Origin of the sequence: Salinispora vitiensis (genome assembly GCF_000378825.1) — a bacterium.
GTDB lineage: Bacteria > Actinomycetota > Actinomycetes > Mycobacteriales > Micromonosporaceae > Micromonospora > Micromonospora vitiensis.
Genome location: NZ_KB900388.1, coordinates 6,536 through 24,309 on the forward strand (window position 1 = coordinate 6,536; position 17,774 = coordinate 24,309).

Annotated in this window: 18 protein-coding genes; 8 read left to right on the forward strand and 10 right to left on the reverse strand. The window is 70.7% G+C overall.

What is annotated here, in order from left to right; translation table 11 throughout:
• From SALPAC2_RS0100020 to SALPAC2_RS0100040, 5 genes are all read right to left on the reverse strand, one after another.
• The coding region (locus SALPAC2_RS0100020; protein ID WP_018214586.1) for a S8 family serine peptidase at nt 1-3,615 on the reverse strand (3,615 nt) is incomplete at its 3' end.
• A 113-nt stretch (nt 3,616-3,728) separates the two neighbouring features.
• The gene (gene dtd / locus SALPAC2_RS0100025; RefSeq protein WP_018214587.1) at nt 3,729-4,151 is read right to left on the reverse strand and encodes a D-aminoacyl-tRNA deacylase; all 423 of its coding nucleotides are present in this window, start codon (nt 4,149-4,151) and stop codon (nt 3,729-3,731) included.
• A complete protein-coding gene (locus SALPAC2_RS0100030) occupies nt 4,151-5,635 on the reverse strand; it encodes a DUF7782 domain-containing protein (protein WP_026184241.1) in 1,485 nt (494 codons plus the stop codon). The genes dtd and SALPAC2_RS0100030 overlap by 1 nt, the downstream gene beginning before the upstream one ends.
• 182 nt (nt 5,636-5,817) lie before the next feature.
• On the reverse strand, nt 5,818-6,006 hold the full coding sequence (locus SALPAC2_RS0100035; RefSeq protein WP_018214589.1) for a DUF397 domain-containing protein: 189 nt from the start codon (nt 6,004-6,006) through the stop codon (nt 5,818-5,820).
• Nucleotides 5,997-6,761 (reverse strand): DUF5753 domain-containing protein, encoded by a 765-nt coding sequence (locus SALPAC2_RS0100040; RefSeq protein WP_018214590.1) that lies wholly within the window; start codon nt 6,759-6,761, stop codon nt 5,997-5,999. The genes SALPAC2_RS0100035 and SALPAC2_RS0100040 overlap by 10 nt, the downstream gene beginning before the upstream one ends.
• 190 nt (nt 6,762-6,951) lie before the next feature.
• Between SALPAC2_RS0100040 and SALPAC2_RS27130 the strand changes: the two genes are divergently transcribed.
• The 3 genes from SALPAC2_RS27130 to SALPAC2_RS0100050 all read left to right on the forward strand — a co-directional run bounded on the left by SALPAC2_RS27130 (nt 6,952) and on the right by SALPAC2_RS0100050 (nt 7,998).
• Complete coding sequence (locus tag SALPAC2_RS27130) at nt 6,952-7,143, forward strand: hypothetical protein (RefSeq protein ID WP_080636836.1); 192 nt, start codon at nt 6,952-6,954, stop codon at nt 7,141-7,143.
• Entirely contained in the window at nt 7,140-7,484 is a 345-nt protein-coding gene (locus tag SALPAC2_RS25530; protein WP_026184242.1) for a hypothetical protein, read from the forward strand. Before SALPAC2_RS27130 ends, SALPAC2_RS25530 begins: the two co-directional genes overlap by 4 nt.
• A 151-nt stretch (nt 7,485-7,635) precedes the next feature.
• Nucleotides 7,636-7,998 (forward strand): DUF3099 domain-containing protein, encoded by a 363-nt coding sequence (locus SALPAC2_RS0100050; protein WP_018214592.1) that lies wholly within the window; start codon nt 7,636-7,638, stop codon nt 7,996-7,998.
• A gap of 7 nt (nt 7,999-8,005) precedes the next feature.
• Here the strand turns inward: SALPAC2_RS0100050 and SALPAC2_RS0100055 are convergent, their stop codons facing one another.
• The gene (locus SALPAC2_RS0100055) at nt 8,006-8,902 is read right to left on the reverse strand and encodes a carbohydrate kinase family protein (protein WP_018214593.1); all 897 of its coding nucleotides are present in this window, start codon (nt 8,900-8,902) and stop codon (nt 8,006-8,008) included.
• Entirely contained in the window at nt 8,899-9,873 is a 975-nt protein-coding gene (locus SALPAC2_RS0100060; protein WP_188115867.1) for a pseudouridine-5'-phosphate glycosidase, read from the reverse strand. The genes SALPAC2_RS0100055 and SALPAC2_RS0100060 overlap by 4 nt, the downstream gene beginning before the upstream one ends.
• Nucleotides 9,874-9,905: 32 nt before the next feature.
• Between SALPAC2_RS0100060 and SALPAC2_RS0100065 the strand changes: the two genes are divergently transcribed.
• A complete protein-coding gene (locus SALPAC2_RS0100065; RefSeq protein WP_018214595.1) occupies nt 9,906-10,130 on the forward strand; it encodes a DUF3039 domain-containing protein in 225 nt (74 codons plus the stop codon).
• 253 nt (nt 10,131-10,383) lie between these two features.
• The gene (locus SALPAC2_RS0100070; RefSeq protein ID WP_018214596.1) at nt 10,384-12,117 is read left to right on the forward strand and encodes a DEAD/DEAH box helicase; all 1,734 of its coding nucleotides are present in this window, start codon (nt 10,384-10,386) and stop codon (nt 12,115-12,117) included.
• Between the two features lie 197 nt (nt 12,118-12,314).
• Here SALPAC2_RS0100070 and SALPAC2_RS0100075 read toward each other — a convergent pair whose 3' ends face one another.
• Nucleotides 12,315-12,548: a DUF7455 domain-containing protein gene (locus SALPAC2_RS0100075; RefSeq protein ID WP_012181646.1), complete on the reverse strand. Its 234-nt coding sequence runs from the start codon at nt 12,546-12,548 to the stop codon at nt 12,315-12,317.
• Nucleotides 12,549-12,826: 278 nt separating this feature from the next.
• Nucleotides 12,827-14,446: an RNA polymerase sigma factor gene (locus tag SALPAC2_RS0100080; RefSeq protein WP_018214597.1), complete on the reverse strand. Its 1,620-nt coding sequence runs from the start codon at nt 14,444-14,446 to the stop codon at nt 12,827-12,829.
• Between the two features lie 282 nt (nt 14,447-14,728).
• On the opposite strand from SALPAC2_RS0100080, the gene SALPAC2_RS0100085 reads away from it, so the two are divergent.
• Nucleotides 14,729-15,538, forward strand: a complete 810-nt coding sequence (locus SALPAC2_RS0100085; RefSeq protein WP_018214598.1) for an inositol monophosphatase family protein — start codon at nt 14,729-14,731, stop codon at nt 15,536-15,538.
• Between the two features lie 22 nt (nt 15,539-15,560).
• On the opposite strand, the gene SALPAC2_RS0100090 is transcribed toward SALPAC2_RS0100085, so the two are convergent.
• Complete coding sequence (locus SALPAC2_RS0100090; RefSeq protein WP_026184243.1) at nt 15,561-16,070, reverse strand: LytR C-terminal domain-containing protein; 510 nt, start codon at nt 16,068-16,070, stop codon at nt 15,561-15,563.
• Nucleotides 16,071-16,501: 431 nt separating this feature from the next.
• Here SALPAC2_RS0100090 and SALPAC2_RS0100095 point away from each other — a divergent pair, with 431 nt between their 5' ends.
• Together SALPAC2_RS0100095 and SALPAC2_RS0100100 are read left to right on the forward strand one after the other, a co-directional pair.
• Complete coding sequence (locus SALPAC2_RS0100095) at nt 16,502-16,798, forward strand: DUF4193 domain-containing protein (RefSeq protein WP_018214600.1); 297 nt, start codon at nt 16,502-16,504, stop codon at nt 16,796-16,798.
• A 144-nt stretch (nt 16,799-16,942) separates the two neighbouring features.
• Nucleotides 16,943-17,764: a hypothetical protein gene (locus SALPAC2_RS0100100; protein ID WP_018214601.1), complete on the forward strand. Its 822-nt coding sequence runs from the start codon at nt 16,943-16,945 to the stop codon at nt 17,762-17,764.
• Nucleotides 17,765-17,774: the final 10 nt, after the last annotated feature.

Below are 17,774 nucleotides of genomic sequence, written 5' to 3' on the forward strand. Positions count from 1 at the left end.
GGGTTGGTCGGGCAGTTTCAGGGTTGCGGTGTGGCGGTTGTTGTCGCCCGGGGTGAGGGTGATGGGTTGCCAGGTGGTGCCGTCGTCGTAGGAGATCTCGAGTTCTACTGCGGTGATGGTGCCGGTACCGGAGCCGCCGGGCTGTGGTCTGGGGGTGATGCTGATGTCTTGGTGGGTGCCGGCTTCAGCGTCGCCTCGTAGGTCGGTTTCCAGTTCGTAGTCGAGCTGCAGCAGGGTGAGCGGTTCGGGCGTGTTGGGGTCGGCGTCGTTGGTGCTGGAGATGAAGTCCCACTCGGTGTGGGTACGGGTCGACAACCCCCACTCGTCGGCCGAGCGTGACGCGTCCAGCACCAGCCGGTACGGCAGCGTCCCGGCCGGCACCTCCTTCTTGATCAAATGGGCAAAATTCTGGTCTTCGTGTAGCAGGGTGTCGCCCTGATAAAGCTTGATGTGTTCCTGTGCCGCGGGATACCTCATCGCCCCGCTGTGGTCGAGCACGGCGCCCGACGGGCTCCAGGAATGCGGGTTGAGAGTCATCTGGTCCTGGTATCGACTGTTCCGGAGATAGGACGACTGGTTGAAGGCTGGCCGGATGGCGGGGGCGAACCAGTCCAGCCGCGTGGTCGTGCCCTCGGCGTAGGTGTGCGCGTCCGCCGCGACGTAGAAGTCACGCTGTATGTGGCCCTCAACCCAGGGGATTCCCGGGGTGACCCATTCGGTGCGGGTGCTGGGATGCCACTCCGGCTCGAGGACTCCGAGGGGGAGGCCGATGGCCGTGTCGGCACGGTAGCCGGCGCCTTCGGTGTCCTGGACGGCGTGGTAGCGCGCGTCGATTCGGGCCAGGTCGTGGTGGCTGGGGTGGTAGGTGAGGGGCTGGTCGGGCACCTGGTCTCGCCAGATCCGGACCAGGTCGTAGACGGTGTCGGGGTACTGCTCCTGGTCGACCTGCAGTGGGGGTATGCCGTGTTCGGCGAGGGTGATCAGGATGTTTCCGATGTCGCGGTGGACACTGGCGACGGGGATGGGTGATTCGCCGACATCTTCGTGCAGGATTCCGGGGTTGTCGTTGACGACCAGGAGGAGTGCGGCTCCGGCGGCGGCCGCGGCGGCGGCCCGGTCGGCTGCGTTGACCTCGTCGCTGCGTTTGACGACGGCGATTTTGCCGTCGGCGTCGAGGGTGGCGTAGTCCTCGGGGATGCCGGTGCCGGCGTAGACGGGGCGCAGCCATTGTTTGCCGGTGGTGATGGTGCTGCCGGGTTGGACGACGGCGTCGATGGGGAGTATGCCGAGGGCGCGCAGGCTCAGGACCGGTGCTCCCTTGCGCCACTTAGCTGCCATAGCGAAAGTGCTCTCGGTGGTCTTCTCGGTCGGTAGGACATATAGGTCGTCATAGACCGGCGAGATGGAGTGGACATAGTAGAGCGGGCCGGCGCCGGTGCCGTAGTCGATGATGTACTGGAGCAGCCGCTGCCGGTCTTCGCTGCGTTGGGGGGTGGCGATGTCGAGTAGTCGTGCCGCGCTGGCGTCCAGGTTCACCTCGGTTGGTTTGTCTAGTACGACTTCCGGGGCGGCCAGCAGGGCGAGGCCGAGGGAGTCCGCTCGTTCACCCGGGACCTCCGCCCTCGTTTCCAGCGTGTAGGTCCCTGGTGGCAGGCGCAGCGTCCGTTCACCATCGACCGGAATGTACCGGGGGAACCATTCGCCGGCTGCCCGTACCACGACGAACTCCTGGGTGGGGTCGCCGTTGCGGTCGCGGAGTTTGATGGTCAGGCCGTAGCGTTCGTCCTCTTTGAGGAGGCCGAGGGCGGTGCGGGTGAGGGTTTCGCCGGTGGTGCGGTCGGTGCCGACGAGGTAGCCGGTGTGTGAGCCGATGGCGATTCCATTGGGGTCGGCGGTCACCGGGACGTCCACCTGGCCGCCCGCTGGCACGGTCACCTTGGAGTCGTTGAGCGTGAACGCGTCGCTGCCGGTGGTGGTCAGGTCGAGGGTGACCGGGGTGGTGCCGCTGTTGGTGAAGGTGACCGGTTCGGTTACGGGGGTGTCGGTGGGCTGGTGCGGCCACTCGAAGTAGCCGATGAACGCCGAGCCGGCGGCGCGTACAGTGCTGTCCACGGCCGCGGCCACATCCAGTCGGCCGGTGCCGACCTGGAACGCGGTGTAGCTGTCACTCAGCGTCTCGGCGCTGCTCATCAGGGCGTCTTTGAGCTGTTGACCGGTCCAGTCGGGGTGTTGTTGGGCGAGGACGGCGGCCGCTCCGGCGACGTGTGGGGCCGCCATTGAGGTGCCGGTCTTGACGGTGTACGTCCCGTCGCCGGTGCTGTGTTGGGAGCGGGCGGCGTTGATTGCGACGCCGGGGGCGGTGAGGTCGGGCTTGAGCCCTCCGCTCCCGGCCAGTGGTCCGACGCTGGAGAAGCTGGCGAGCTGGTCCTGCTTGTCGACGGCACCGACCGTGAGCGCGCTTTCGGCGTTGCCGGGGGTGCCGATGGTCGTTCCGTTGTTGCCGGCGGCGATGACGAAGAGGGTGCCATGCTGTGCGGAGAGGTTGTCCACGGCGAGGGTCATCGGGTCGAGGACATCGGTACGCGCCGCGTTGCCGAGGCTCATGTTGACCACATCGGCGCCGGATTCGGCGGCCCACTGCATGCCGGCGATGATCCAGGAGTCCTGGCCGACGCCTCCGTTGTTGAGGACTTTGCCGATGATCAGGTCGGCTGCGGGTGCGACGCCGGTGTTGTCGCCGTCGGAGGCGGCGCCGGTGCCGGCGATGATCGAGGCGACGTGGGTGCCGTGCCCCTGTGGGTCGGTGGCGTCCTGGTCGGGGACGAAGCTCACCATGTCCTGGATTTGATCCACGAGGTCGGGGTGGGTGGGGTCGATGCCGGTGTCGAGGACGGCGACGGTGGCGCCGTCGCCGTCGTAGCCGGCCTCCCACGCCTCGGGGGCGCCGACCTGGGGGACGCTGTCGGCGAGGGTGGCCTGGACCTGGCCGTCGAGCCAGAGTTTGGCGCCGGTGCTTTCAGCCCGGGTCTGACTGGAGCCGGCGGTGAGGGTGGTCCAGAGGGTGCGGGTGTCTTCTTTGTCGGTGGTGAGGGCGTGGCCGTTGATGGCGGGTAGGTCGTGGGTGAGCGTGGCACCGGCCGGTGCGGCGGTGGTGCGGGTTGCTGCTTCCGGGTAGGTGGCGATCAGCGGTATGTCGGTGGTGTGGGCGTCGTCGTAGCCCATGTCGATGAGGTCGGTGACGTTGAACAGTCGCTGGTCGAGCCGATCGTCGGCGAGCAGGGGTATGGCTTCGTCGGGGACGACGTAGAGGTCGTCGCCGTGTTGTTGGACGCTGAAGCCGCCGGTGGCGTCGTCGGGCTGCTCGACCTCGGTCAGGGTCTTGCCGTCGGCGAGGGCGCGGACGGTGACGATGTCGCCGGTGACCAGGGTGACGGTGTGCGCCTCCGGCGCGGTGCCGGCAGTGGCGAGGGGATTGGTTGTCGGGGACAGGCCGGCGTTCGCGGCAGCCGGATCGAGCGCGGCGACGGAGGTCGCGATCATCCCGACGGCCACGGCGGCGGCGATCAGCCGCCGCCGTGAGCCGCCAGCAGCGAACGGGCTTGAATGGGAAGACATAGACATGGTTCTACCCACCGCGCCCGGAAAGGTAAACACTCCGTGAGTTCTTGACTACCTAGCGGCGGGTTTGTCAGAGTGGACGAGCCCGTGCCGAGCGGTCGGCGCCGCGATCAGAGGTCGAGCAGGATGGTGCGCGGGCCGACGTTCACGCTCTCCACCAGCATCTGGGCCCGGAAGCGTCCAGTCTCCACCTTGGCCCCACGGGCGCGTAGCTCCTCGACGACCGCGATGACCAGAGGCTCGGCCACCTCCGCCGGGGCGGCGGCGGTCCAACTCGGGCGGCGGCCCTTGCGGGCGTCCCCGTAGAGGGTGAACTGGCTGACCACCAGGATCGGGGCACCGAGGTCGGCGGCCGACCGTTCCTCGTCGAGGATCCGCAGCTCGTGCACCTTGCGGGCGAGGGTCCGGGCGGTCTGCGTCGTGTCGGAGTGGGTCACCCCGAGCAGCACCAGCAGGCCGTCGTTGATCGCCCCCACCACCACATCGTCAACCGTGACCTGGGCCCGGCCGACCGTCTGCACCACCGCCCGCATCAGTCCATCACCGGCTCGACGAAACCGCGCTCGACCAGGTGGGCCACGATCGGGCCGGCCGCCTCCGCCAGCTCGCCCGGGGCCACGTCGTGCGCGGAGGCGAGCAGGGCGAGCTGATCGCGCAGCGGCAACCGCCCGTCCGCTCCGCCGACCAGGGCCAGGACGATCGGATCGATCTCCTCGGTCCAGCGCAGGCCGTTCGGCATGGCGAGGATCTGCCGGTTCACCGACCACCCCTCGTCACTCATGGTGGCCTCCTGCCGCAGCTGGAGGTCATCGGCGGCCCGGTAGCGCGCCGCGAGCAGCCCGTCGGTGTCGCGGACCCGGAGCCACTCCTGGCGGTCGAACCATTCGGTGACCCGGTCGCCGAGCGGCGCCTCGACCAGCTGGCGCAGCTCCTCTACCCGGACGACCGGGTCGTCGTGACCGGAGCGGCGCAGCGAAACGATGCCGAAGCCGATCGCCTCGACCTTGTGCGCGTCGAACCAGTCCAACCACTCGGCCATCCGTTCCGGGCTGGCCGTTTCGCCGACGTCGGAGAGCCACAGATTGACGTACGCCATCGGGTCGGCGACCTCGCGCTGGATCACCCAGGCATCCAGCCCACTGCCGGCGAACCAGCCGGCGACCCGCTCGGCCCAGTCCTCGCCAGTGACGTGCACCCAATTCGCGAGGTACTGCATGGTGCCGCCCTCGGTGAGCAGGCTCGGGGCGGCGGCGGCCAACTCGGCGCCGATCGCGTCGCCCACCCGCCCGGAGTCGCGATAGACGTGCGTGGTGGTGCCCGGCCCAACAACGAAGGGTGGGTTGCTGACCACCAGATCGAAGCGACGCCCGGCGACCGGAGCGGTCAGGTCGCCGCGAAGGAGCTCCCAGTCCTGCCCGTTCAGGGCGGCGGTGGTCGCGGCGAAGCGCAACGCCCGCTCGGAGAGGTCGGTGGCGGTGACCCGCCGGGCGTGGGTGGAGAGGTGCAGGGCCTGGACGCCGGAGCCGGTGCCCAGATCGAGTGCGGTCTCGACCGGTTGTCGGACGGTCGCCCCGATCAGGGTCTGGGTGGCGCCGCCGATGCCGAGTACATGCTCGGCCTGCAACGCCCGGCCGGGGTGGGTGCTGGCGGGCGCGTCGGCGAGCACCCACCAGTCGTCCCCGTACGGCTCCAGGTCGAGGCCCATCCGCAGGCCGTCGCCGTGCCGCTCGACCAGGCCACCGGCGAGCGCCTCCTTGATCGGCAGCGGCGCGAGCGCGGTGGCGACCGCCTCGTACGGCTCGGTCTGTTCGCAGACGAAGAGCCGGATCAGGGTGGCGAGGGGATCGCGGTCCTCGGTGGCGCGTAGCGCGGCCCGGAAGTCGTTGTGGGCCATCCCGCCGGTCGCCTGCGACCCCAGCCGGCCGGCGATCCCGTTCGAGGTGAAGTTCGCCCGGGTCAGGGCGTTGCGCAGCGCCGCGACGCCGGCGGGGGAGAAGAGCATGTCATCTGGGTCCACGTCGCTATCCTGCCCGCCATCGACATCGTCGTGGGCGGCACCCGCCGGACTTCGGCCACCGGTGTCAACCGGGAGCGTCGGGGTGGCGGCCCGCCCCACGGCGAGGCCGGGCTGCCCTGGCCCACGGCGAGGCCGGGGGGCGGCCCCAGCCCAGGTGAGGCCGGGGCCGCCCCGCGTGGAGGTCAGGGTCGCCGGGCGAAGCCGACGAATGCCTGCCACGCCGCCGGCCCGAACGCCAGCGCGGGCCCGTGCGGGTCCTTGCTGTCGCGGACACCGACGACGCCAGGGAGGTTGTCGGCGACCTCTACACAGTCACCGCCGTTACCGCCACTCTTCGTGCTCTTGCGCCACCGGGCACCGGTCAGGTCCATGCTGCTGCCGCTTCTCTCAGGAGATCCAGGGAGCGCCCACGGGGGAGGGCCTCCCCACGAATGAGTTCCCACCGTCGCTCCAGCGTAACAATGTCCGATGTCTTCTCCAGTAGCTGCGCCCGCGCGGGGCTGTCCACGTGGGCCGCCCGTGACCCGTCCGGCATGTCGGCGATGGTGAAGGGCCCGTCCAGCCCCGGGTAGCTGGGGGCGTCGAACGGGACGACGTGCAGTTGCACCTTCGGCGACTCGGCGCAGGCCAGGAGGTGGGCGAGCTGCTCGGCCATGAGGGCCCGGCTGTCGCCGACCCGCCGGCGCAGGACCCCGGCGTCCAGCACGGCGATCAGCAGCGGCCCCTGCTCGCGCTGGAGGATCGCCTGGCGGTTTAGCCGAGCCTCGACGAGATCGTCGGTGTCGGTGGTGAGAATGCCACCGGCGAGGGTCGCCTCCGCGTACGCCTCGGTCTGGAGCAGCCCCGGCACCCAGGCGAGTTGGAAGGCCCGTAACGCGATCGCCTCGCGTTCGACGTTGACCCAGGGGCGGAACCAGACCGGCTCCCGGCGGCGGCTCACGTCCGGCCAGAGGGTGTCGATGTCTCGGCCCAGCAGCTCCGCGACGGTGGCCCGGTGCCGGGCCTGTGGGATGTGGCCGGGGTTGGCCCACCGCGCGGCGGTCTTCGGATGGACGCCGACCTGACCCGCGAGGCTTTCGGCGGTATGCCCCGCCTCGGCGAGCGCTGCGACAAACGCGTGGTTCATGCCTGCTCCAATCCAGAACAAAGAGACTGTCCAAAAAACTAAATGCAACGCTGTGTGACTGTCCAGCTCCGGGCTGGAGGGTGAGGGCAGGACGGTGCGGTCGGTAGCGGAGCGGACCCGCCGGCGGCACTGTCGGGCCGCCCCACCGGGGGAGGCGGGGCGGCCCTTCCAACTCACCGAGGAGGTAGCCATGTCAGTACGTCTATTCCGTTGTCGGCGTCGTCGGGAAGACACCCCGGTGGAGCTACCGCGGCGGAATCCGGCCGCGGTAGCTCCACCGCCGGCCTGGATGACGGCACCGACCGCGGCGTTTCTCCAGCCCGGTCGGGTCGGTTGGCTGACCCCCGCCCAGTCCTGGCGGGCGAACGGGGGGCGGTGGTGAATCCGCACCCGCACCCGTTGCCGCAGCCGAGACTCGGCCCCCATCCCGAATACCCCCGGCACCGCGCCGGGAACCGGCCGCCGCACACGCCGCTGCGGCCGATGTGGGCGTGCCGGGCATGTGGCCAGCCGTGGCCCTGCGCGGAGGCCCGGCTGCTGTTGAAAGCCGAGTTTGCGACGCGCCCACCCAGTTTGTCGATCTACCTCGCCGGGCTGTTCTACGAGGCGATGCACGACCTGTATCACTTGAACCCGCACGACGGGCCGGGCCCGCGTGAGCTCTTCGACCGTTTCGTGGCCTGGGGCCCCTACCGGCGATCCGTCGGGCAGCCCGGGGAGTAGGACCTCGCGTGCAGGAATCGTGCTCCTCTCGCAATGCCGGAGGGCGAGGTGACGGCGCCCTCTCGCGGCGCCGGAGGGCGAGGTTGACGGCGACCTCCCACGGCCGGAGGGCGAGGTGACAGGATGAGGGGGATCCCCGAGGAGGTCCGTGGTGAAGCGTCCGGCGTACCAGCCGATCCTGATCACCGACGCCCCGCGCAGCCAGGACGATCAGCTCACCAGCCGCCAGAAGCGGTACGTGCTGATGATGGGCGTCCGGGTGGTGTGCCTGATTGTCGGCGCGATCCTGGTCGGCGTGGAGGCCCCCATGCTCTGGCTCTGGCTGCCCCTGGCCGGCGTGGGCATGATCCTGATTCCGTGGCTGGCCGTGCTGCTGGCCAACGACCGGCCGCCGAAGGAGAAGCACCGCCTCGGTGGCCGGTTCCGGTCCCGATCCCGGTCCCTGGCGGACCCGGCGCCGATGAGTCTCACGGCCGAGGAACAGCCGCGCACGGTCATCGACGCCGAGCAGTAGCCGGGGGTCAGGCCGGTGGTCGGGCCCCCACCTGGCCGACTGCCGACGCGCCTAGGTCACCGGCCCGCTGCAGCACCGCCTCCGGGGCGGCTCCGGTCAGCCAGGTGGAGAGCAGGCCGGCGGCGAACGCGTCGCCAGCGCCGGTGGGATCGACCACCGTCATCCGACGGGTCGGGGTCACCGCGAGCATGGCGTCCCGGTCCACCCAGACCGCGCCGGCCGCTCCCCGTTTGACCACCACCCGCCGGGCCGAGGCGGAGAGCACCCGCCCCTGCGCCGCCGGGTCAAGCCCGCCCGCCAGCACCCGGGCCTCCGCGGCGTTGACCAGGAGCAGGTCGATGCCGCGTACCCAGCTCAGGAAGGCCGCCGCGCCGACCCGCTGCAGCGGTGCCGCACTGGCCGCGTCCACGCTGATCGACAGCCCCCGTTCGCGGGCCGCCGCCAGTGCGCGGAGCCCGGCCGGCCGGGACCCGGCATCCAGCAGGGTGTAACCGGACAGGTGCAGATGGCCGGCGTCCGGGGTGGCGTCAAGAGCGGCGTCCACCGCCGTCGGGGAAAGCCACAGGTTCGCCCCCCGTTCGGTGACCATCGTGCGTTCGTCGCTGGTGGCCAGCACCAGGACCGTGCCGGTGGGGACCTCGGGTACCCGGGTGACCGCGCAGTCGACCCCGCCGCGCTCCAACTCGGCGACCCGGTCCCGGCCGGGACCGTCGTCGCCCACCGCCCCGACCAACGTCACCGGCATGCCCAACGCGCCCAGCCAGGCCGCGGTGTTCGCCGCCTGGCCGCCTCCGGTGAACCGGATCTCGGCCGGCGTGTCCGAACCGGTCGTAAGCGGCCCGGCCAGCACCGCCACCACGTCGGTGATCAGGTCGCCGACGACGACCACCCGGGGTGGCGTCATGCCTGCCGGGCAGCCGACGCGACCGCGATCCGGGCGGCGAGGTCGGCGTTGCGCAGGATGATCCGGATGTTCACCGCGAGGCTGGCGCCCTCGGTCGCGGAGTGGAAGTGTGCCAGCAGGAACGGGGTCACCGCCTTACCGGTGATCCCCTCCCGCCGCAACAGTGTCAGCCCTTCGGTCAGGGTGCGATCGTGTAGTGCCGGGTCGAGCTGCTCGTCGGTGGGCAGCGGGTTGGCCACGACCAGGCCGCCGGAGTGCAGCCTGTGCTGCTCCTGGGCGGCGAGTGCCGCCGCCACCTGCTCCGGCGAGTCGACCGACCAGTCCAGGTCGAAGCCGCCGTCGGTGAGGTAGAAGCCGGGGAAACGGCGGGTGCGGTAGCCGACCACCCCGACCCCGAGTGTCTCCAGGCGTTCCAACGTGGCGCCCGAGTCGAGAATCGACTTCACCCCGGCGCAGACCACGGCGATCGGCGTACGGGCGAGGGTCGTCAGGTCGGCGGACTCGTCGAAGCTCTGGGCCGCCTCGCGGTGCACGCCGCCGAGACCGCCGGTGGCGAACACTCGGATCCCCGCCGCCGCGGCCACCGCGCTGGTAGCGGCCACGGTCGTGGCGCCGTCCGCGCCGGTCGCGGCAGCCACGGCGAGATCGCGTACGGAGAGCTTCGCCACATCGTCGACGGTGGCGAGGCGGGTCAGCTCCGCGTCGTCGAGGCCGACCACGAGCTGGCCGGCGACCATGCCGATGGTGGCCGGTACCGCGCCGGCGTCCCGGACGGTCTGTTCGATCTCGCGGGCCACCCGAAGGTTGTCCGGCCGGGGCAGGCCGTGCGAGACGATCGTGCTCTCGAGCGCTACCACGGGACGGCCGACGCGTAGCGCGTCGGCGACTTCGGCGCCGTGTCGGAGGTGAAAGGTGGTCACAGTGCCCAACCGTACGGCGTCGGTCAGTCGGGCTCGAAGTAGACCGGGCAAAGGGTGACCTGCCAGACTTGGCGGGTGGAGGTATGGAAGTGAGCACACAGGTTCTCGAGCGTCCCGAGGTGAAGGACGCCGACACCGGTCCCGAGATGTTCCATTACGTGCGCAAAGAGAAGATCGCCGAGAGTGCCGTGATGGGCACCCACGTCGTGGCGCTCTGCGGCGAGACCTTCCCGGTCACCAAGTCGGCGAAACCGGGCTCACCGGTCTGCCCCAAGTGCAAGGAGATCTACGAGTCAATGCGGGAGTGAGTCGACCGCTGGCTGGTCCGCCGCCCGCGTGAGCTGTGGCGGTACCCACCGCTGCGTCCCCCTGCGTTGACCGTGGCGTCGAGTGGGGCGTACGGCGCTCGCTGGTTATGCTGGGCGCCGGCCCTCGCGGCACTGCGCGCGGGGGCGTTTTCATGGGCGGCGGCGGCGCCGATGCCGGTACGGCTCAGGGCGTGCGTTCGTAACCCGCGATCCTCGGTCGGGGCCGTCCCGCCGGCGGTGAGAGGAGCTTCGCGTGGCAGCCCGGACGCCAACGCTCGAGACGTTCCCAGCCCTGCGCGCCTGGCAGCGCCGGGCGCTGGTGGAGTACCTACGTCGGCGGGAGCCGGACTTCACCGCGGTGGCCACGCCGGGGGCCGGTAAAACCACGTTCGCCCTTCGGGTCGCCGCCGAGCTGCTCGCCGATGGCAGCATCGATGCGATCACCGTGGTAGCCCCGACCGAGCACCTCAAGACCCAGTGGGCGCAGGCTGCCGCCCGGGTCGGCATCCAGCTCGACGCGGCGTTCCGGAACGCGGATCTGCACTCGTCGGCCGACTTTCACGGTGCGGTGGTCACCTACGCCCAGGTGGGGATGGCGCCGCAGGTGCACCGGCGGCGCACCCTGACCCGGCGCACCCTGGTCATCCTCGACGAGATCCACCACGCCGGCGATTCCCGGACCTGGGGGGACGGGGTGCAGGCGGCCTTCGAGGGCGCGGAGCGCCGGCTCATGCTCACCGGCACCCCGTTCCGCTCCGACGACAACCCGATCCCGTTCGTCAGCTACGAGCGGGGCGGAGACGGCCTCCTGCGGTCCCGCGCCGATTCCGTCTACGGCTACGCCGACGCGCTGCACGACGGCGTGGTACGCCCGGTGCTCTTCCTGGCCTACTCGGGGGAGACCCGGTGGCGGACGAACGCCGGTGAGGAGCTGGCCGCCCGGCTCGGGGAGCCGATGACCCAGGACCTGATCGCGCAGGCGTGGCGAACCGCGCTCGACCCGGCCGGCGACTGGATGCCGCAGGTGCTGCGGGCGGCGGACGCCCGGCTGACCGTGCTGCGTAACGCCGGGATGCCCGACGCCGCCGGGCTGGTGATCGCCAGCGACCAGCAGGCCGCCCGGTCGTACGCGAAGCTCATCGAGCAGGTGACCGGGGAGAAGGCCGCCGTGGTGCTCTCCGACGACGCGGGCGCCTCGGACCGGATCGCGACGTTCACGACGGCTGAGCAGCGTTGGCTGGTGGCGGTCCGGATGGTCTCCGAAGGGGTGGATATCCCGCGGCTCGCCGTCGGCGTCTACGCCACCAGCGCCAGCACCCCGCTCTACTTCGCCCAGGCCATCGGGCGGTTCGTCCGGGCCCGCCGGCCGGGGGAGACGGCATCGGTCTTCCTGCCCAGCGTCCCGCACCTGCTCGGCCTCGCCAGCGAGATGGAAGCGGAGCGGGATCATGTGCTGGGCAAGCCGAAGGACCAGGATGGCTTCGACGACGACCTGCTGGAGCGCGCCCAGCGGGACGACCAGGCCAGCGGTGAGTTGGAGAAGCGGTTCGCCGCGCTCTCAGCGACCGCCGAACTGGATCAGGTGATCTTTGACGGCGCGTCCTTTGGCACTGCCGCGCAGGCCGGTACGCCGGAGGAGGAGGAGTACCTCGGGCTGCCCGGTCTACTCACCGCCGATCAGGTGGCCATGCTGCTGTCCAAGCGGCAGGCCGAGCAGCTCGCCGCGTCGCGACGCCGGGGCACCGTACGGCCGGCTGAGCCGGCCGTGGCGACCGCTGCCGCCCCGCCGGCGCCGATGGGTGCGGCGCAGCGCCGGGTGGCGCTGCGCCGACAGTTGAACGCCCTGGTGGCTGCCCGGCATCACCACACCGGCCAGCCGCACGGCAAGATCCATGCGGAGCTTCGCCGTCGCTGTGGTGGTCCGCCCAGCGCCCAGGCGACGATTGAGCAGTTGGAGGAGCGGATCGCCACCGTGCAGACGCTCTGACCCGCCCCGCAGCCGACCGGGGCACCGGGACCGGGAACGGCGGCTAACGGACACGAGGACGGTAGTCACCGGGCAAGAAACGGTAGCCGTGGACAAGAGGGCGGTCGGCGCGGGGAAGAGGACAGTCGGCGCCGGAGACGACAAAGCCGGCCGGGCCCAGCGGGCCCGGCCGGCTTTGCATGTTCAGTTGCGGATCCTCAGTTGGTCATCAGATCGGCGCCACGCCAGCTGAACTCCGGGTCTGCTGCGTACCGCACAGTGATCTTGACGAGATCCTCCGCGTACTTGTTCGCGTGATGTCCGCAAAATACCAGTTCCCCGCCGCCAGCAAGGGTAATGCGGAGCTTGCCGGCGGCATTGCAGCGGTCGCACCGTTCATCGGCGGCCGGGGGGCTCACCGTCTCGGGCGGCGGCGTGAGGGTCGGGGTCATCGCCTTCCTCCTCTGGTCGTCACCGATGAACACTCTCTTCGGTCGTTGCTCACCTATCGTGCAACACCCTGATCAGGGCGCGCGTTCCCTGTCTGCCCGCGGGGGACCGAGGTCACACCTGACTCCGACAGCGTCCCTGCACCAAGGGTGCCACGTCAACGATCACAATCGGGCAACCATCCGACCAACGAAGGGGGTTGCGCGGAGAGTGCTCAAACTGACACGCTTGGTTGGTACCTGTCGTGGAGTCTGGCGCGGACTCGGCCCCGAGCAGGCCCTTAGTCCAGATAATCCCGGAGCACCTGCGACCGGGACGGGTGGCGCAGTTTGGACATCGTCTTGGACTCGATCTGCCGGATGCGCTCTCGGGTCACCCCGTAAACCTGGCCGATTTCGTCCAGCGTACGCGGCTGACCATCGGTCAGACCGAACCGGAGGCGGACCACCCCGGCCTCGCGCTCGGACAGCGTCTGCAGCACCTGCTGGAGCTGATCCTGGAGGAGCGAGAACGACACCGCGTCGACGGCGACCACGGCCTCCGAGTCCTCAATGAAGTCACCGAGCTGGCTGTCGCCCTCGTCGCCGATGGTCTGGTCGAGCGAGATCGGCTCCCGGGCGTACTGCTGGATCTCCAGCACCTTCTCCGGTGTGATATCCATCTCTTTCGCGAGCTCCTCCGGGGTGGGCTCGCGGCCCAGGTCCTGGAGTAGCTCGCGCTGGATCCGGCCGAGCTTGTTGATCACCTCGACCATGTGTACCGGGATGCGGATGGTGCGGGCCTGGTCGGCCATGGCGCGGGTGATGGCCTGGCGGATCCACCAGGTGGCGTAGGTGGAGAACTTGTAGCCCTTGGTGTAGTCGAACTTCTCGACGGCGCGGATCAGGCCGAGGTTGCCCTCCTGGATCAGGTCGAGGAAGGCCATCCCGCGGCCGGTGTAGCGCTTGGCGAGCGATACCACCAGGCGGAGGTTCGCCTCCAAGAGGTGGTTCTTTGCCCGTTCCCCGTCCCGCGAGATCCACATCATGTCGCGCTGCATGTCGCGGTTGAACTTCTCGTCGCCCTCATCCGCCGCGCGCAGCTGCTCGGTGGCGTAGAGGCCGGCCTCGATCCGCTTGGCGAGCTCGACCTCCTGCTCGGCGTTGAGGAGCGGGACCTTGCCGATCTGCTTCAGGTACGCCCGGACGGAGTCGGCGGAGGCGGTCAGCTCCGCGTCTCGGCGGGCCTGCTTGAGGGCCTCGGACTCCTCGTCGTCCCACTCGAAGTCGGTGTCGGTGGCGGAGTTCGCCGCGTCGGTCTCGGCGGCCTGGGTCAGCTCCGCCGGCTCGTCGACCACCACGTCTTCGATCTCAGCGGCCAGCTCCTCCGCGTTGACCTCGCCGGCAGCTTCGCCCTTCGTGGCCTTCGTGGCCTTCGCGGTCTTCGTCGTGGCCTTCGCCGGGCCGGTCGCCGCGGCCACAGTCGCCTTGGTGGCCCGGGTGGCCTTCTTCGCCGGCGCGGCCTTGGCACCGTCGGCGGCAGCGCCAGCCGCCTTGCGGGCGGTGGCCTTTCGCGGCGCCGGTGCCGGTGCCTCGGCCCCGGTCGGTGCCGCCTTCGAAGTGGCCGTGGCGGCCTTCTTGGTGGTCTTGGCGGTGGTGGCCCGGGATGCTGGGGTGGTTGACCGGGCGGCGGCCACCCGGCGGCGCGGGGCGGTGCTGGCCGAACCGTCTACCACGACGGTCACCCCCGCCTCCGAGAGCGCCCGGAGGATTTTCTTGGCCTGGGCCGGAGTCACCTCGGCTGACTCGACAGTGCGCGCGAGCTGTGCCGACGTGAGCTGACCGCCGGCGCTCTGCGCATGGGCGATCAAGGTGTCGGTGAGCGAGCGAACGTCGGCGCCGGTCTGGCGGGGTTCTGTCACGAATGACCTTCCGGTGGCGAAGAGCGAGCACGGCAGGGTCGTCCGGCGTGGGGCGGAGCGCGGTGCCGGGCGAGTCGTTGAGGACCCCCGAGTCGCGGGCCAGCCGGTTGAGGCGGTCCGTGGCGCGTGGGCAGGGTGAATTGTAACGCTGTCCACGGCGATCATTCGGCGGCGCACGCCGGACCACCGCTCGGACCGCCGAATTGGCGCGGATGTGGACTTTGAAAGGATGATACCCGCATATGGTCGCGACCACCCCGGTCGTGCGGGAAGGGGACGAGAATGGTCCGCTCGGTACCGGAGCCGCGGGAGCTGCTGGAGATCGCGGTCGAGGTGGCGCGGGAGGCGGCCGCGACGGCGTACCGGATGCGCAGCGAGGGCGTTTCGGTGGCCGCGACCAAGACCACCGTCACCGACGTGGTGACCGCGGCCGACCGGGCGGTGGAGCAGCAGGTGCACGACGCGCTGCGCCGGCTCCGGCCGGGGGACGCCGTGTTGGGTGAGGAGTACGGGGAAGTGGGCGCCGGTGCCGCCGTCCGGTGGATCGTGGATCCCATCGACGGCACCGTCAACTACCTGTACCGCATCCCGCACAGCGCGGTCTCGCTCGCCGCCGAGGTCGACGGGGTGGTGGTCGCCGGGGTGGTACGCAATGTCGTCACCGGCGAGGAGTGGACCGCGACCATCGGAAACGGCGCCTGGCGGGACGGTCAACGGTTGCGCTGCTCCACCGAGCCGGATCTGGGCCAGGCACTGGTGGCCACCGGCTTCGGCTACGACCCGCGCCGCCGGCAGCACCAAGCCCGCGTGCTGGCCGAGTTGATTCCGCACCTCCGCGACATCCGTCGGCTCGGCGCGGCGGCCCTCGACCTCTGTCTCGCCGCCGAGGGGCGGGTGGACGCCTACTACGAGAAGGGGCTGGCCGCCTGGGACCTCGCCGCGGGTGGCCTGGTGGCCGCCGAGGCCGGACTGCGCGTCGGCGGGCTGGCTGGGGCGGCTGCCGGGCCAGATCTGGTGATCGCCGCGCCCCCGGGGCTCTTCGCGCCGCTGCACGACCGGCTAGCTGACCTCGACGCCGCCGGCGGCCCCTGAGCCGCCCTGGGGGCCGTTCCGGTCACTCCTCCTGGACCGGGCAGGTGTCGGGCGGCGCCACCGGTGCCCCGAGGTCACCGAGGGACTGGTTGACCTCGGTGGTGGTGGCAAGCTGCTGGAAGGCGCTGCCCAGGATGATGTCCACGGTGGCGTCGGCGCGCTCCGGGTCGTACTCGGTCGCGGCGTTGTTCAGGAAGTAGGCCCGCAGCAGGTGCGCCGAACCAACGCCCTTCGGGCCGTACCGCAGGACCGCGATGTCGTCACTCTTCGCCGCGTCGCCGGTCTCCTCGACCTGGAACTTCCGATTCCGGAAGTCGTCGGAGATCTTGCTGGCGAGGCCCACCTGGTCGGTCCCGTTGAGTACCTTGATCTTTACCTCGGCCGGTTCGCGGAGGGTGACGTCCGCCGCCGGCCAGCCCTCCTGGCAGCCGGCGCCGAGCCCCGCGTTGCTCTGCGTGTCCCGGACGAGGGCGACAACGCTGAAGATCAGCGCCAGGATCGCCAACAGGGCGACGACTACGAGTGCCCGCACTCGCGCAAAGCTCATCAAGGTGCTCCCGGGACGGAGGAAGGTGACGGTCGTCAGCAGGGGGCGAAGCGCCCGAACGGCCGTCCGGTACGCCGCTGAGGTTAACGGTTGTCCGGCGGCGGCGTGGAAACAGCCGGACATGCCGGCGCGCCGGCATGGAACGGGGTAGTACTACCCCTATCTTCATGTCGCCTGAGTCACATTGGGAACAACTTCCTGTGCAGAGGCGTACATCTCTTCCACGAGGGCGGTATACATGCCACGCCTGCGGTGGAGGTAAGGTACCGCGCTCGCTGGGGAGTTTCCTGGCGGCGTCGACCCGACTCATGCCGGGTCGGGTGAACGACACAAGTGGTGGCCGCCCAGCGGAACCGAAACAACGTCGTCCGGCGTTACAACCGGAAGCGACAACATCGATATGGGAGAGTGAACCGATGGCCACCGACTACGACGCCCCGCGTCGCGACGAGGTCGACCTCGGCGAGGACAGCCTGGAAGAGCTGAAGGCCCGGCGCGTCGACTCACAGTCGGGCGCCGTGGACGTGGACGAGGCCGAGGTGGCGGAGAGCTTCGAGCTGCCCGGCGCCGACCTGGCCGATGAGGAGTTGACGGTCAAGGTGCTGCCGATGCAGCAGGACGAGTTCCGTTGCGGGCGCTGCTTCCTGGTGCACCACCGCAGCCAGTTGGCGGCCCAGCGCAACGGCGACCTCATCTGCCGCGAGTGCGTCTGACCAGGACGCGAATCGCACTACGGGCGGCGGCTCTGTGCTGGGGCCGCCGCACCCCCCGGTCGTCGTGCGGCGGCCCGGCGGCAACCGCTACACCCGTCCCGGCCAGCCGTCAGCGCGGCCCAGCCCAGCGGGAGGTCCGGTGCCATGACCGAGCGGGACCCCACCGAGCGGGACAGCATCGAGCCGGACCCCACCGAGCGGGCCAGCACTGTTGGCGAACCGGTCGGTGACGGCGACGGCCTCGGCGCCACCGTCGCGGAGCTGACCGCCGACGATGTCCCGCCGGCTCGGCGGGGACAACTCCTCGGTCACCTGGTTGGGCAGGCCCGGACCCGCGGGCTCGGCGACCTGCTCCGGCCGAGGGCGGCGCTCGGCTGGATGGTCGACACCATCGCTGAGATCGCCCCGCACGTGCCGGTCCGGGACCGGGCCACCCTCCGCCGGCACTTCCCTGACCTCGACGGTGAGGCGCTGGCCGATCGGCTGGTCCGGAACGCCGCCCGGGCGAGCGCCGGGGTGGGCGCTGCCGGCGGTGGCGTCGCCGCTGTCGAGTGGACGGTGCCCCCGAGCCTGCTCACGGCACCGGTGCTGCTGGCCGCCGAGACGGTCGCGGTGGTCGCGATTGAGTTGAAGCTAGTCGGGGAGCTACACGAGGTGTACGGGGTGCCGCTGCCCGCCGGTGGCGCCCAGCGGGCGGTGGCGCTCGTCGTCTCCTGGTCCGGGCGGCGCGGGATCAACCCGATGCGGCCCGGCGTGGGAGTGAGCGCGGTGCTGAGCGCCGCGGCCCGCCGGGAGCTGCGGGACCGGCTGGTCAGACGCTTCGGCCGCAACCTCACGACGCTGGGCCCGTTCCTCACCGGCGCGGCTGTCGCGAGCTACCTCAACCGACGGGCCACCCGCGCGATGTCCGATCTCCTCCGCGCTGATCTCCGACGCCGGGCTGGGGCACCCCCTGACCCGCCGTGAGCGCGGGTCG

Bases quoted from the DNA above. Each gene is read 5' to 3' on its own strand.
- dtd (WP_018214587.1), bottom strand. From the start codon at position 4,151: ATGCGGGCGGTGGTGCAGACGGTCGGCCGGGCCCAGGTCACGGTTGAC.
- SALPAC2_RS0100035 (WP_018214589.1), bottom strand. From the start codon at position 6,006: ATGGACCTGACCGGTGCCCGGTGGCGCAAGAGCACGAAGAGTGGCGGT.
- SALPAC2_RS0100040 (WP_018214590.1), bottom strand. From the start codon at position 6,761: ATGAACCACGCGTTTGTCGCAGCGCTCGCCGAGGCGGGGCATACCGCC.
- SALPAC2_RS27130 (WP_080636836.1), top strand. From the start codon at position 6,952: ATGTCAGTACGTCTATTCCGTTGTCGGCGTCGTCGGGAAGACACCCCG.
- SALPAC2_RS0100055 (WP_018214593.1), bottom strand. From the start codon at position 8,902: ATGACGCCACCCCGGGTGGTCGTCGTCGGCGACCTGATCACCGACGTG.
- SALPAC2_RS0100065 (WP_018214595.1), top strand. From the start codon at position 9,906: ATGGAAGTGAGCACACAGGTTCTCGAGCGTCCCGAGGTGAAGGACGCC.
- SALPAC2_RS0100075 (WP_012181646.1), bottom strand. From the start codon at position 12,548: ATGACCCCGACCCTCACGCCGCCGCCCGAGACGGTGAGCCCCCCGGCC.
- SALPAC2_RS0100085 (WP_018214598.1), top strand. From the start codon at position 14,729: ATGGTCCGCTCGGTACCGGAGCCGCGGGAGCTGCTGGAGATCGCGGTC.
- SALPAC2_RS0100095 (WP_018214600.1), top strand. From the start codon at position 16,502: ATGGCCACCGACTACGACGCCCCGCGTCGCGACGAGGTCGACCTCGGC.
- SALPAC2_RS0100100 (WP_018214601.1), top strand. From the start codon at position 16,943: ATGACCGAGCGGGACCCCACCGAGCGGGACAGCATCGAGCCGGACCCC.